We start from the raw sequence: 13158 nt of genomic DNA, 5'->3' as shown, positions 1-13158 counted from the left end.
CGTTTCACCTGGACGTGCGGTCGCCGCGACCCGTCACTCGTTGACGTAGACGCGCGGGACGCGGCTTCCGATCCGGGTGACGATCTCGTACGCGATGGTGCCCGCCGCCTGGGCCCAGTCCTCGGCGGTGGGCTCGCCGCGGTCGCCGGGGCCGAACAGCACGGCCTCGGCGCCGGGCCCGGGCCGGTCCCCGCCCAGGTCGACGACGAACTGGTCCATCGCGATCCGCCCCGCGACCGTGCGCCACTTGCCGTCGACCAGGACGGGGCCGGTGGAGGAGGCGTGGCGCGGGATGCCGTCCGCGTAGCCGAGCGGGACGAGGCCGAGGGTGGTCTCGCCCGGGGTGGTGTAGTGGTGCCCGTAGCTGACGCCGTGGCCGCCGGGGACCTGCTTGACCAGGGCCAGGGAGGCGGCCAGCGTCATCACGGGGCGCAGCCCGAAGTCGGCGGGGGTGCCGATCTCGGGGCTGGGCGAGACGCCGTACATCGCGATGCCGGGGCGTACGAGGTCGAAGTGGGTGTCGGGCAGGGTGAGGGTGGCCGGCGAGTTGGCGATGTGCCGCACCTCGGGGCGCAGGCCCTGCCGCTCGGCCTGGGCCGTCATCTCCCGGAAGCGGGTGAGCTGGGCGGCGATGGAGGGGTGGCCGGGTTCGTCGGCGCGGGCGAAGTGGGACCAGAGTCCGGTGACCCGCAGCAGGCCCTCCGCCTCGGCCCGCAGCGCGGCCGCGACCAGTTCGTCCCAGTCGGCGCCGGGCTGGCAGCCGTTGCGTCCGAGGCCGGTGTCGGCCTTGAGCTGCACGCGGGCGGGCACTCCGGCCGCCCGTGCCGCCTCGACGACCTCCGTCAGGGCCCACGGGGCGCTCACCGACACGTCGAGACGGGCCTCGACCGCCTCCCGCCAGGGCCCGCCGGGCGTCCACAGCCAGCACATGATCCGTACGTCGTCCGGCAGCCCGGCCGCCGCCGAGCGCAGGGCGAGGGCCTCCTGCGGGGTGGCCGTGCCGAGCCAGGTCGCGCCGGCCTCGACGGCGGCGCGGGCGCAGGGGATCGCGCCGTGGCCGTAGGCGTCCGCCTTGACGACGGCCATGAGAGCCGCCCCGGGGGCCCGTTCGCGCAGGGCGCGGACGTTGGCCCGCAGGGCGGCCAGGTCGATCTCGGCCCGGGCGCGCAGAGCCGCGTCCGGCCGGGCAGGTGTCTCGCTCATCGTTCCCCCAGTCTCTCAGAGCACGGGGCCGCCCCCGCCCGGCGCCGCCCGGGGATGACTAGGGTTCCCGGCATGAGCATCATCGGGGTCGGGATCGACGTGGCCGAGGTCGAGCGGTTCGGGGCGTCGCTGGAGCGCACACCGGCCCTGGCCGGGCGGCTGTTCCTGGAGAGCGAGCTGCTGCTGCCCGGCGGCGGGCGCCGGGGCGTCGCCTCGCTCGCCGCCCGCTTCGCGGCGAAGGAGGCGCTGGCCAAGGCGCTGGGCGCACCGGCGGGGCTGCTGTGGACGGACGCCGAGGTGTACGTCGAGGACAGCGGGCGGCCCCGGCTGCGGGTGACGGGGACGGTGGCGGCGCGGGCCGCGGAGCTGGGCGTGGCGTCGTGGCACGTGTCGCTGAGCCACGACGCGGGGATCGCGTCGGCGGTGGTGATCGCGGAGGGCTGACGCCGACGGCCGGGGCGTGCCGGCGCTCACGGGGGGCCGGACGCCGCGTCGGTGGCCGGCCGGACGCGGATGTGCATGCGCTCGCCCTGGGCGCCGTAGAGGGCGAGCCACTCGACGGGCTCGTCGCCGGCGTTGGCGATGCCGTGCGGGACGCGGGTGTCGAACTCCGCCGTCTGCCCGGCCGTCAGGACGAGGTCGTGCTCGCCGAGGGCGAGGAGCAGCTTGCCGGACAGGACGTAGAGCCATTCGTGGCCCTCGTGCGTCCCCTGCTCCGGGCGCGCGGTCCACTCGTTCCGCGGGGCGGCCGGGGCGGGGAGGATCTGCTTGTAGGCGTGCAGCCCGTCGTTGGGGTTCCGGGTGAGCGGGACCCAGGTCTGTCCGTGCCGGGTGAAGGGGCGGGGGTGGACGCGGGGGTCGCCGGTGCGCGAGCCGACGAGGTCGTCCAGGGGCAGCCGGTGCGCCCGGGCCAGCGGCAGCAGGTGCCGCAGCCCCGGCTCGCGCTGCCCGGACTCCAGCCGGGACAGGGTGCTCACGGAGATGCCGGTGACGGCGGCGAGCCGGGCCAGGGTGAGCCCGCGGGCCTGCCGGATGGCGCGCAGGCGGGCCCCGAGCGAGGCCATCACCCGCACCGTCTCGTCGTCACCGCCGCTCATGGGACAACTGTCCCCCATCCCGCGCGTCCCCGCGGACGGCGGGCCGGGGCCGGGGGTCGGGAGCGTTGCGGGCCGGGACGGCCGGTGCGGGCGTCGGACGGTGACGAGGCCGGGTGGGGGGAGTCGCCGACGGGGCGGGCCGTGCGTGTTCCGGGCGTACGGGGAAGACTCGACGGCATGCGGACTGCGTACAGCGTGGAGACGGTCAGGAACGCCGAACGGGAGCTGATGGCACGGCTGCCGGAGGGGGCGCTGATGCAACGGGCGGCGGCGGGGCTGGCCGCCGCCTGCGCGGAGGTGCTGGGCCGAGTGGCCGGGCGGGTCTACGGCAGCCGGGTGGTGCTGCTGGTCGGCAGCGGCGACAACGGCGGCGACGCCCTGTACGCGGGCGCGCGGCTGGCCCGGCGGGGCGCGGGCGTGACGGCGGTGCTGCTGGCGCCGGAGCGGGCGCACGGCGGAGGGCTGGAGGCGCTGCGACGGGCGGGCGGACGGACACTGGGGGCCGGGGCGGAGCCGGACGCGGCGTCGGAGCGGATCGCGCGGGCCGACCTGGTCCTCGACGGCATCGTCGGGATCGGCGGCAGGGGCGGGCTGCGCGAGGAGGCCGTGCCGCTGGCGGACGCGGCCGCACGCTCCCGGGCCGCCGTGGTCGCCGTCGACCTGCCGAGCGGGATCGACGCGGACACCGGCCGGGTGCGGGGGGACGCGGTGCGGGCCGACCTGACGGTGACGTTCGGGGCGCACAAGCCGGGGCTGCTGATCGATCCGGCGCGGGAGTACGCCGGGTCGGTGCGCCTGGTGGACATCGGCCTGCCGCTGCCCGCCGAGGCGGCGGAGCTGGAGGCATTGCAGCACGCGGACGTGGCCCGGCTGCTGCCGGTGCCCGCGGCCGAGAGCGACAAGTACCGGCGCGGGGTCGTGGGCATCGCCGCCGGCTCGGCCCGCTACCCCGGCGCGGCCGTACTGGCCGTCTCGGGCGCGCTGCGGGGCGGGGCCGGGGCGGTGCGGTACGTCGGTCCGGCGGGGGACGCGGTGATCGCCCGCTTCCCCGAGACGCTGGTCTCCGACCGGGGTCCGGAGCACGCGGGGCGGGTGCAGGCGTGGGTGGTCGGGCCGGGCGCCGGTGACGACGCGGCGACGGTGGACCAGGTGCTGGCGGCCGAGGTCCCGGTGCTGATCGACGCGGACGGCCTCAGGCTGGCCGACGCGGACGCCGTACGGGCGCGCAGGGCACCGACGCTGATGACCCCGCACGCCGGGGAGGCGGCGGCGCTGCTCGGGGTGGGCCGGGAGGAGGTCGAGGGCGCGCGGCTGGCCGCGGTGCGCGAGCTGGCGGCGCGGTACGGGGCGACGGTGTTGCTGAAGGGTTCGACGACGCTGGTGGCCGCCGCGCGGGGCGGCCCCGTCCGGGTCAACGCGACGGGGACGTCGTGGCTCGCCACGGCCGGGAGCGGGGACGTGCTGTCCGGCCTGGCGGGTTCGCTGCTCGCGGCGGGCCTGTCGGCGGTGGACGCGGGCAGCGCGGGCGCGTACCTCCACGGCCTCGCGGGCCGCTTCGCGGCACGGGGCGCACCGGCGGGCGCGCACGACGTGGCGGAGGCGGTCCCGCGGGCCTGGCGGGACGTACGGGGGCGGTGATCCGGGGCCCGGGCGCGGGCTACTCCACCGTCACCGACTTGGCGAGGTTGCGCGGCTGGTCCACCTCGTTGCCCCGGGCGGTCGCCAGTTCGCAGGCGAAGACCTGCAGCGGCACCGTGGCCACCAGCGGCTGGAGCAGGGTCGGGGTGGCCGGGACGCGGACGAGGTGGTCGGCGTAGGGGACGACCGCCTCGTCGCCCTCCTCGGCGATGACGATGGTGCGGGCGCCGCGGGCGCGGATCTCCTGGATGTTGGACACGATCTTGTCGTGGAGGACCGACCGTCCGCGCGGGGACGGCACCACGACCACGACCGGCAGGTCGTCCTCGATCAGCGCGATCGGCCCGTGCTTCAGCTCGCCCGCCGCGAAGCCCTCGGCGTGCATGTACGCCAGCTCCTTCAGCTTGAGGGCGCCTTCGAGGGCGACGGGGTGGCCGACGTGCCGGCCGAGGAAGAGCACCGTGTTCTTGTGCGCGAGGGAGCGGGCCAGTTCCCGTACGGGGTCCATGGTCGTCAGCACCCGTTCGACCGCGCCGGAGATGCCGGACAGGTCGCGGACGACGTCGCGGATCTCGTCGCCGTACTTGGTGCCGCGCACCTGGCCCAGGTAGAGGGCGACCAGGTAGCAGGCGACGAGCTGGGTCAGGAAGGCCTTGGTGGAGGCGACGGCGACCTCGGGGCCGGCGTGGGTGTAGAGCACGGCGTCGGACTCGCGGGGGATCGTCGAGCCGTTGGTGTTGCAGATGGCGAGGACCCGGGCGCCCTGTTCACGGGCGTGGCGCAGGGCCATGAGGGTGTCCATGGTCTCGCCGGACTGGGAGATCGCGACGACCAGGGTCCGCTGGTCGAGGATCGGGTCGCGGTAGCGGAACTCGCTGGCCAGCTCCACCTCGCAGGGGATCCGCGTCCAGTGCTCGATGGCGTACTTGGCGATCAGCCCGGCGTGGAAGGCCGTACCGCAGGCGACGACGACGACCTTGTCGACCTCGCGGAGCACGGCGGCGGGGATGCGGACCTCGTCCAGGCTCAGCGTGCCGGAGCCGTCGATGCGGCCGAGGAGGGTGTCGGCGACGGCCTTGGGCTGCTCGGCGATCTCCTTGAGCATGAAGGAGGCGTAACCGGCCTTCTCGGCGGCCGAGGCGTCCCAGTCGACGTGGTACGAGCGGACGTCCGCCGGGGTGCCGTCGAAGCCGGTGACGCTCACGCCGTCCCGGCGCAGCTCCACGACCTGGTCCTGGCCCAGCTCGACGGCGTCGCGGGTGTGCGCGATGAAGGCCGCGACGTCCGAGGCCAGGAAGTACTCGCCCTCCCCCACCCCCACCACGAGCGGCGAGTTGCGGCGGGCGCCCACCACCACGTCCGGCGCGTCCGCGTGGACCGCGACCAGCGTGAACGCGCCCTCCAGCCGCCGGCACACCAGCCGCATCGCCTCGGCGAGGTCGGCGCAGGACGAGTACTCCTCGGCGAGCAGATGGGCGACGACCTCGGTGTCGGTCTCCGAGCCCAACGCGTGGCCGCGCTCCTCCAGCTCGGCCCGCAACGGCGCGAAGTTCTCGATGATGCCGTTGTGGACCACGGCGACCCGGCCCGCGTTGTCGAGGTGCGGGTGGGCGTTGGCGTCGGTGGGCCCGCCGTGGGTGGCCCAGCGGGTGTGGCCGATGCCGGTGGCGGCGGACGGCAGCGGGTGTTCGGACAGTTCCTTGTCGAGGTTGACGAGCTTGCCGGCCCGCTTGGCGGTGGCCAGACCGCCGTCCGCGAGCACGGCGACACCCGCCGAGTCGTACCCCCGGTACTCGAGCCGCTTCAGTCCGGCCATCACGACGTCGAGTGCCGACTGAGGCCCTACGTATCCCACGATTCCGCACATAGGCGGCAGCCTACGAGCAAGATCGGCCGCGAAGCGATCCAGAAAAGGGCTTTCTGTGCCCGAATTCGGAAATTCCCACCGGGGTACGAACGCCGTCCGCGGTCTCCCGGGCGTCAGCCGAGCTTGGCGACCTGCGCGTCGACGACCTCCGCGGGGACCTCGAACTCCGCGCCGGTCATCATCGAGGAGAGGTTGACGGCGCTGAAGGTGACCAGGGTGGCGCCCTTGCGGACCACGACCAGCTTCATCAGCCCGTCGGCGTCCTTGCCGACGTCCACGCCGAGGTTGACGGCGACCGCCTCGTCCCCGCCCTCGGGGGCGGTGGCCGTGCCGACCTCGGTGATCTTCAGCTTGTCGCCGCCCGCCGACGCGACGAAGCCCCCGGAGCACTTCTCGGCGGCGGTGCTCAGCCCCTTCAGCGCCTGCTCGGCGCCGCCGTCCGCGTAGGAGGCGAGGTTCAGCATGATCTTGTCGACGTTGACGGTGGTCATGTCCTGGCCGTCCGGGCCCTTGCTGTCGGAGGGCGCCTCCGTCTGGCCCTGCCAGGAACGCTTCACGCTCGCCGCCGGCTCGCCCTGGGCCACCGCGGACTGGGCGAGGGCGAGGGGCAGACAGGCCGCGTCGTCCGCCGAGACCTGATCCTTGGCGACGTCGTCCTTCGCCGGGACCTTGGTGGTGACCTCGCCGTTCTTGACGTCGGCCGGCGCGAGGGCGGCCTTCTCCAGGTCGGCGGCGGTCGGCGCGTCGCCCGCCGGGGCGGACTGGCCGGCGTCGCCCGCCGGGGCGGACCGCTCCGCCTTCGCCTCGCCGTCGCCGGCCGCGCCGTCGTCGTCGGAGGAGCCGCCGCACGCGGTGGCGAGCAGCGCCAGGACGGCGGCCGAGGCGGCGAGGGCGGTACGGCGGACAACGGTCGGACTCACGGCGGCACTCTTTCGTCGGGATGCGCGGAAGGGGAGGCGGTTGCGTCGGAAGACGTCCGATCGCGTCGGAGTCTGACGCATCGCGTCACGACCGGCGTGGGATTCCGGTCGACTTCGACCGCACGATACTCACGGCAATCGCACGTACGATCGAAAACAGGCCACCCGAAACCCGACCGTGATCTCGGCGGGCTCCGACGGGCCCTCAGGGCTCACCGGCCTCGTCGGGCCGTGCGACGTGACACAGCCCACCTGCCGCCCCGTTCGTACTCCGTTAACAATGGACTGTGATCTCTCCGGTCTCTTCGATCCCCCGGAGCGCCCACCGGCATCGGCCGGAGGCGACTCCCTACGTCGACCTCACCCGTTCCGAGTGGAGCGCGTTGCGCGACAAGACGCCGCTGCCGCTGACCGCCGAGGAGGTCGAGAAGCTGCGCGGCCTCGGCGACGTCATCGACCTCGACGAGGTGCGGGACATCTACCTCCCGCTCTCCCGGCTGCTCAACCTCTACGTCGGCGCCACCGACGGTCTGCGCGGCGCGCTCAACACCTTCCTCGGCGAGCAGGGCTCCCAGTCCGGCACCCCCTTCGTCATAGGGGTGGCCGGCTCGGTCGCGGTGGGCAAGTCCACGGTCGCCCGTCTGCTCCAGGCGCTGCTGTCCCGCTGGCCCGAGCACCCGCGCGTGGAACTGGTGACGACCGACGGCTTCCTGCTGCCGACGCGGGAGCTGGAGGCACGGGGCCTGATGTCGCGGAAAGGTTTCCCCGAGTCGTACGACCGCCGGGCGCTGACCCGGTTCGTCGCCGACATCAAGGCGGGCAAGGCCGAGGTGACCGCGCCGGTCTACTCCCACCTGATCTACGACATCGTCCCGGACCAGCGGCTCGTCGTCCGCCGCCCCGACATCCTGATCGTCGAGGGACTCAACGTGCTCCAGCCCGCGCTGCCCGGCAAGGACGGCCGCACCAGGGTCGGTCTGGCCGACTACTTCGACTTCAGCGTGTACGTCGACGCGCGCACCGAGGACATCGAGCGCTGGTACCTCAACCGCTTCCGCAAGCTGCGCGCCACCGCCTTCCAGAACCCCTCCTCGTACTTCCGCAAGTACACGCAGGTCTCGGAGGAGGAGGCCCTCGACTACGCCCGCACCACCTGGCGCACCATCAACAAGCCCAACCTGGTGGAGAACGTGGCCCCCACCCGGGGCCGGGCCACCCTGGTGGTGCGCAAGGGACCCGACCACAAGGTGCAGCGCCTGAGCCTGCGCAAGCTGTGACGCCCGCCGTCCGCGGCCTGTAGAAATACCGGATGCTGCATCTGCGCCTGATCACCCCGGCCGACCGGACCGACGAGGTGGTCCGCCTGATCGACGGGACGGTCGGCACCACCCACCTCGTGGTGCTGCCGGGCGTCGCCCGCGAACCCGAGGGCGACGTCGTCATGTGCGACGTCGCCCGTGAGGCGGGCGACGAACTCATCAACCGCCTGCGGGCGTTGGACATCCCCGACTGCGGCGCCGTCACCGCCGAGAACATCGACCTGTCGCTGTCCTCCCGCGCCGACCAGGCCGAGCGGGACGCGCCCGGCGAGGCCGCCGACGCCGTGCTGTGGGAGCAGTTGGAGGAGGCGACCCACGAGGAGTCGACCCTCTCCGTCACCTACGTCGCCTTCATCACCCTGGCCACGATGATCGCGGCCTGCGGCGTGGTCCTCGACAACGCGATCCTGATCGTGGGCGCGATGGCGGTCGGCCCCGAGTTCGGCCCGCTCGCCGGCGTCTGCACGGCGATCGTCCAGCGGGCCCCGCGCCTCGCCCTGCGGTCGCTGATCGCCCTGCTGGTGGGCTTCGCGGTGGCGATGGCGGTGACAGTGGGATTCAGTTGGATCATGAGCCGGTTCGGCCTGTTCAGCGAGGGCCGGCTGGAGGGCGACCGGCCCAACACCGGCTTCGTCTACGCACCGGACGCCTTCTCCTTCGTGGTGGCGATCCTCGCCGGCATCGCGGGCACGCTCTCCCTGACCTCGGCGAAGTCCGGCGCCCTGGTGGGCGTCGCCATCTCGGTGACCACGGTCCCGGCGGCCGCGAACGCGGCGGTGGCCCTGAGCTTCGGCGACATGAAACAGACGGTGGGCTCCACCGAACAGCTCGTCCTCAACCTGGCGGGCATCGTGGTCGCCGGGACGTTGACCCTGCTGACCCAGAAGGCCCTGTGGTCAACCCAGCGGGGCCGGATGAGCAAACCCACCTGAGGGGCGCGGGGCTCCGCCGGTCCGCGGCCTTGCCGCGCGGCGCGACGGGCCACGACGACGCCGCGGCCCGCATCGCACGGGCCCCCGCCCCGGCCCGCCACCGCGGGCCTACCCCAGCGCGGACTTCACCGCATCGGCCAGCCGGCCCGCCACGGACCGCGCCTGCTCGATGTCCGCCGCCTCCACCATCACCCGGACCAACGGCTCCGTCCCCGAGGGACGCAACAGCACCCGCCCGGTGCTGCCCAACGCCCGCTCCGCCTCGGCCACCGCCGTGGCCAGCTCGGCCGAGCTCGTCACCCGCGACTTGTCCACGTCCGGCACGTTCACCAGCACCTGCGGCAGCCGCTCCATCACCGACGCGAGGTCCCGCAGCGTACGGCCGGTCTGCGCGACCCGCGCCGCCAGCATCAGGCCGGTCAGCGTGCCGTCGCCGGTGGTGGCGTGGTCGAGGATGATGACGTGCCCGGACTGCTCGCCGCCCAGGGCGTAGCCGTGCTCCTTCATCTCCTCCAGGACGTACCGGTCGCCGACCGAGGTCGCCACGAACCGGATGCCCTCGCGCTCCATGGCGAGCTTGAAGCCCAGGTTGGACATGACCGTCGCGACGACGGTGTCCGAGCGCAGCGCCTCCCGCTCCCGCATCGCGAGGGCGAGCACGGCGAGGATCTGGTCGCCGTCGACCTCCGCACCGGTGTGGTCCACGGCCAGGCAGCGGTCCGCGTCGCCGTCGTGGGCGATGCCGAGGTCGGCGCCGTGCTCGACGACGGCGGCCTTGAGCAGGTCGAGGTGGGTGGAGCCGCAGCCGTCGTTGATGTTGAGGCCGTCGGGCACCGCGCCGATGGTGACCAGCTCGGCACCGGCCCGCGCGAACGCCTCCGGGGAGACCCGGGAGGCCGCGCCGTGCGCCTCGTCGAGGACGATCTTCAGTCCGTCGAGGCGGTTGGGGAGCACGCCGACGAGGTGGGCGACGTACTGGTCGAGCCCCTCGTCGTAGTCCCGGACGCGGCCGACGCCGGCACCGGTCGGACGGTCCCAGGGGGCACCGGTGCGGTGCTCGGCGTAGACGGCCTCGATGCGGTCCTCCAGCTCGTCGGCGAGCTTGTGGCCGCCGCGGGCGAAGAACTTGATGCCGTTGTCGGGCATGGCGTTGTGGCTGGCGGACAGCATCACGCCGAGGTCGGCGCCGAGCGCGCCGGTGAGGTGGGCGACCGCGGGCGTCGGCAGCACGCCGACCCGCAGCACGTCCACACCGGCGCTGGCCAGGCCCGCGACCACCGCGGCCTCCAGGAACTCCCCGGAGGCGCGCGGATCCCGGCCGACCACCGCGGTCGCCCGGTGCCCGGCGAAGGTGCCCGCCTCGGCCAGTACGTGCGCCGCGGCGACGGAGAGGCCCAGCGCCAGCTCGGCCGTCAGATCCGCGTTGGCGACGCCGCGCACGCCGTCCGTGCCGAAGAGTCGTCCCACTTGTCCTCCTGAGGAAACGTCAATTCCGGAAGCGGCTGGCGATGATGCGGCCCACGCAGCGGCCCGCGCAGTCGGCTCCCGAAGGCCCGGGCGTGCAGCACCCGACCATCGATCACATAAGCCTTAGAACGTCTTGTGCCGTTATACGCCCAACGGCAGGGATAAACGAATGCCCCGGCAGCACAGTGGCGTGCCGCCGGGGCGTTCGGAGTACAGCCGGACCAGCCGGTACGGCTTAGCGCTTGCTGTACTGCGGAGCCTTGCGGGCCTTCTTCAGACCGGCCTTCTTCCGCTCGACCGCGCGGTCGTCACGGGTCAGGAAGCCGGCCTTCTTGAGCGGGCCGCGGTTGTTGTCGACGTCGGCCTCGTTCAGGGCGCGGGCGACACCGAGACGGAGCGCACCGGCCTGGCCGGAGACACCGCCACCGGCGATGCGGGCGATGACGTCGTAACGGCCCTCGAGCTCGAGCACCTTGAAGGGCTCGTTGACTTCCTGCTGGTGCACCTTGTTCGGGAAGTAGTCCTCGAGGGTGCGGCCGTTGATCTTCCACTTGCCGGTGCCCGGGACGATCCGGACACGGGCGATGGCGTTCTTGCGACGGCCCAGGCCGGCGGCCGGCTGGGGCTCGCCGAACGCGGAGGCCAGGGACTCCGAGGTGTACTCGCCCTCGACGGGGACCTCGGACTCGGTGGTGTAGCTGTCGATGTCAAGCTCTTCGAGCGGCTGCTCGGCAGTGGTCTCGGCCACGATGCTCCTCAGATTCTCTTCAGTCTTGGGGGTGGCCGGACTTACTGCGCGACCTGGGTGATCTCGAACGGCTGCGGCTGCTGCGCGCCGTGCGGGTGCTGGTCACCCTTGTAGACCTTCAGCTTCGAGAGCATCTGACGGCCCAGGGAGTTCTTCGGGAGCATGCCCTTGACGGCCTTCTCGATGGCCTTCTCCGGGTTCTTGTCCAGGAGCTCGTCGTAGCGCACGGAGCGCAGACCGCCCGGGTAGCCGGAGTGGCGGTAGGCCATCTTCTGGGTCCGCTTGTTGCCGGAGAGGTGCACCTTGTCGGCGTTGATGATGATGACGAAGTCACCAGCGTCGACGTGCGGCGCGTAGATCGGCTTGTGCTTGCCGCGCAGCAGGGTGGCGGCGGTGGTGGCGAGACGACCCAGGACGACGTCCTGAGCGTCGATGACGTGCCACTGGCGCGTCACATCGCCGGGCTTGGGGCTGTACGTACGCACGGTTCGTAGCCTTCGCTTCTTCAGTGAGTGGTCCTGACATGGTCACCGAAGACGATCACGACAGCCCTGACCGCACTGCGGTGACGCAAACCGCGTGCTGGTCGCTGGTCATCGGTCCCGGTGGACCGGTGTAAGGGCCCCTCACGTGAGAATGAGCAAGCCAATACACATACGACTGGGAAGGATACCCGGGCCCCGCCGGGCCGGTCAAAACGGTGCCGCCGGGGCACGCTCCGGCTCCGGCGCCCGCCCCGGCGGCACGCGCCCCCCGGCGTCCCCCGGACCGGTCAGGGCCTGCCGGGCGACCGTCACCGCCAGGACGCACAGCGTGAACGCGTCCCGGAAGGCCCGGCGCCGTTCCGACTCCAGCCAGGGCCAGGTCAGCCCGGGTACCTGGGGCACCAGCGCGATCCAGAACCACACCCCGCGGGCCACCGACCCGGCGTACGGCAGCCCGGCGAGCAGCAGCGGCAGGGCGACCAGGAGGTAGTGGTCGTAGGACGGCCGGGAGACGAGGAAGGCCGAGAGCATCAGCCCCGCGCCGGTCTCCGCGAGCCGCAGCGGGCCGGGGTCGGCCCGCCGCCAGCGCCGGTACGCGCACAGCACCCCGGCGCAGGCCGCCACCGCCGCCAGCCCCTGCGCGAGCGCCGGCGGCACCCCGAGCCGGGGCAGCACGGCCGCCGGGGACGCCTCGTAGAGCCGTACGAAGCCGTCGTCGCCGTGCAGCAGGAAGGGCAGGGTGCGGGTGAAGAAGCCCGCCGGGTCGGGCATCGCCAGCGCCGCCGCCCCGGAGGCCAGCGCGGGCACCAGGACGGCCGCCATCAGCGCCCGCCGGCGCCCGGCGAAGAGGAAGAGCAGGACGACCGGCGCGAGCAGCGGCTTGAGCGCCACGGCCGCCCCGATGACGGCCCCCGCGCCCGTCCAGCGCCCCCGGCTCGCCAGCAGCAGGGCCAGCGGCAGCGCCACCGTCGCCGTCACGGTCCAGTTGCCGAGCAGCACCAGGTGCCCGAACGGCGCGAAGCCCAGCGCCAGCCCGGTCAGCCCGAGGGCCGCGAGCCGGCTGCCGAGCGGCACCCGGTGCAGGAGCAGCGCGCAGGCCCAGGCCAGCGCCAGCAGGACGGTCACCGCGCACGGCACCAGCACCCGCAGCACCGCCCCGGGCAGCAGCGCCTGCGGCACGGCGGCCAGGACGGCGCTCGGCAGGTAGAGGAAGTGCGGGTCGTCGTACGGGGAACCGCCGGCCAGCCAGGTGCGGGCGGCCCGTACGACGATCGCGTTGTCCATTCCGCCGCCCGGGACGGTCCGCGCCGCGTGCGCGGCCGAGGCCGCCAGCACCGTCACGAGGACCGCCCACAGGTGCCCTCCCGCCGGCCGCACCAACCACCCGGAGATGTCGCTTTTGCCCGTCCGCATGCACGGAACGCTAGGGCCTGGGGCCCCCAAGTACGCGCACCAGCACGCCCATCGGCCCGTCTAAGATGC

12 protein-coding genes are annotated in these 13158 nt (G+C 73.7%); 4 read left to right on the top strand and 8 right to left on the bottom strand.

Annotated elements, in window-relative coordinates:
• Positions 1-33: 33 nt before the first annotated feature.
• Positions 34-1203: an alanine racemase gene (alr, locus tag Sdi02f_RS08390; protein WP_030400246.1), complete on the bottom strand. Its 1170-nt coding sequence runs from the start codon at positions 1201-1203 to the stop codon at positions 34-36.
• Positions 1204-1275: 72 nt separating this feature from the next.
• On the opposite strand from alr, the gene Sdi02f_RS08385 reads away from it, so the two are divergent.
• Positions 1276-1647 (top strand): holo-ACP synthase, encoded by a 372-nt coding sequence (locus Sdi02f_RS08385; protein ID WP_030400245.1) that lies wholly within the window; start codon positions 1276-1278, stop codon positions 1645-1647.
• Positions 1648-1673: 26 nt separating this feature from the next.
• On the opposite strand, the gene Sdi02f_RS08380 is transcribed toward Sdi02f_RS08385, so the two are convergent.
• Positions 1674-2300 carry a helix-turn-helix domain-containing protein gene (locus Sdi02f_RS08380; protein ID WP_108933020.1) on the bottom strand — a complete coding sequence of 209 codons (627 nt, stop codon included), beginning with the start codon at positions 2298-2300 and terminating at the stop codon, positions 1674-1676.
• Positions 2301-2477: 177 nt separating this feature from the next.
• On the opposite strand from Sdi02f_RS08380, the gene Sdi02f_RS08375 reads away from it, so the two are divergent.
• Positions 2478-3938: a bifunctional ADP-dependent NAD(P)H-hydrate dehydratase/NAD(P)H-hydrate epimerase gene (locus Sdi02f_RS08375; RefSeq protein WP_055467475.1), complete on the top strand. Its 1461-nt coding sequence runs from the start codon at positions 2478-2480 to the stop codon at positions 3936-3938.
• Positions 3939-3957: 19 nt separating this feature from the next.
• Here the strand turns inward: Sdi02f_RS08375 and glmS are convergent, their stop codons facing one another.
• Both glmS and Sdi02f_RS08365 read right to left on the bottom strand, forming a co-directional pair.
• Positions 3958-5805: a glutamine--fructose-6-phosphate transaminase (isomerizing) gene (glmS, locus tag Sdi02f_RS08370; protein ID WP_031083263.1), complete on the bottom strand. Its 1848-nt coding sequence runs from the start codon at positions 5803-5805 to the stop codon at positions 3958-3960.
• Between the two features lie 113 nt (positions 5806-5918).
• On the bottom strand, positions 5919-6725 hold the full coding sequence (locus Sdi02f_RS08365) for a hypothetical protein (protein ID WP_031185286.1): 807 nt from the start codon (positions 6723-6725) through the stop codon (positions 5919-5921).
• Between the two features lie 287 nt (positions 6726-7012).
• Between Sdi02f_RS08365 and coaA the strand changes: the two genes are divergently transcribed.
• Positions 7013-8002, top strand: a complete 990-nt coding sequence (coaA, locus tag Sdi02f_RS08360; protein WP_030400240.1) for a type I pantothenate kinase — start codon at positions 7013-7015, stop codon at positions 8000-8002.
• 32 nt (positions 8003-8034) lie between these two features.
• Positions 8035-8976, top strand: a complete 942-nt coding sequence (locus Sdi02f_RS08355; RefSeq protein WP_108933019.1) for a DUF389 domain-containing protein — start codon at positions 8035-8037, stop codon at positions 8974-8976.
• Positions 8977-9084: 108 nt separating this feature from the next.
• Here Sdi02f_RS08355 and glmM read toward each other — a convergent pair whose 3' ends face one another.
• The 4 genes from glmM to Sdi02f_RS08335 all read right to left on the bottom strand — a co-directional run bounded on the left by glmM (position 9085) and on the right by Sdi02f_RS08335 (position 13089).
• Positions 9085-10443, bottom strand: a complete 1359-nt coding sequence (glmM, locus tag Sdi02f_RS08350; protein ID WP_030400238.1) for a phosphoglucosamine mutase — start codon at positions 10441-10443, stop codon at positions 9085-9087.
• A gap of 235 nt (positions 10444-10678) precedes the next feature.
• Positions 10679-11191: a 30S ribosomal protein S9 gene (rpsI, locus tag Sdi02f_RS08345; protein WP_030400237.1), complete on the bottom strand. Its 513-nt coding sequence runs from the start codon at positions 11189-11191 to the stop codon at positions 10679-10681.
• Positions 11192-11232: 41 nt separating this feature from the next.
• Positions 11233-11676, bottom strand: coding sequence for a 50S ribosomal protein L13 (rplM, locus tag Sdi02f_RS08340; RefSeq protein WP_019329618.1), 444 nt, complete (start codon positions 11674-11676; stop codon positions 11233-11235).
• Positions 11677-11883: 207 nt separating this feature from the next.
• Positions 11884-13089, bottom strand: coding sequence for a glycosyltransferase family 87 protein (locus Sdi02f_RS08335; RefSeq protein WP_234341978.1), 1206 nt, complete (start codon positions 13087-13089; stop codon positions 11884-11886).
• Positions 13090-13158 lie beyond the last annotated feature (69 nt).

The sequence above is a fragment of the Streptomyces ardesiacus genome (genome assembly GCF_003112575.1).
Lineage (GTDB): Bacteria > Actinomycetota > Actinomycetes > Streptomycetales > Streptomycetaceae > Streptomyces > Streptomyces ardesiacus.
This window is presented reverse-complemented; position numbering and strand designations above follow the sequence as displayed.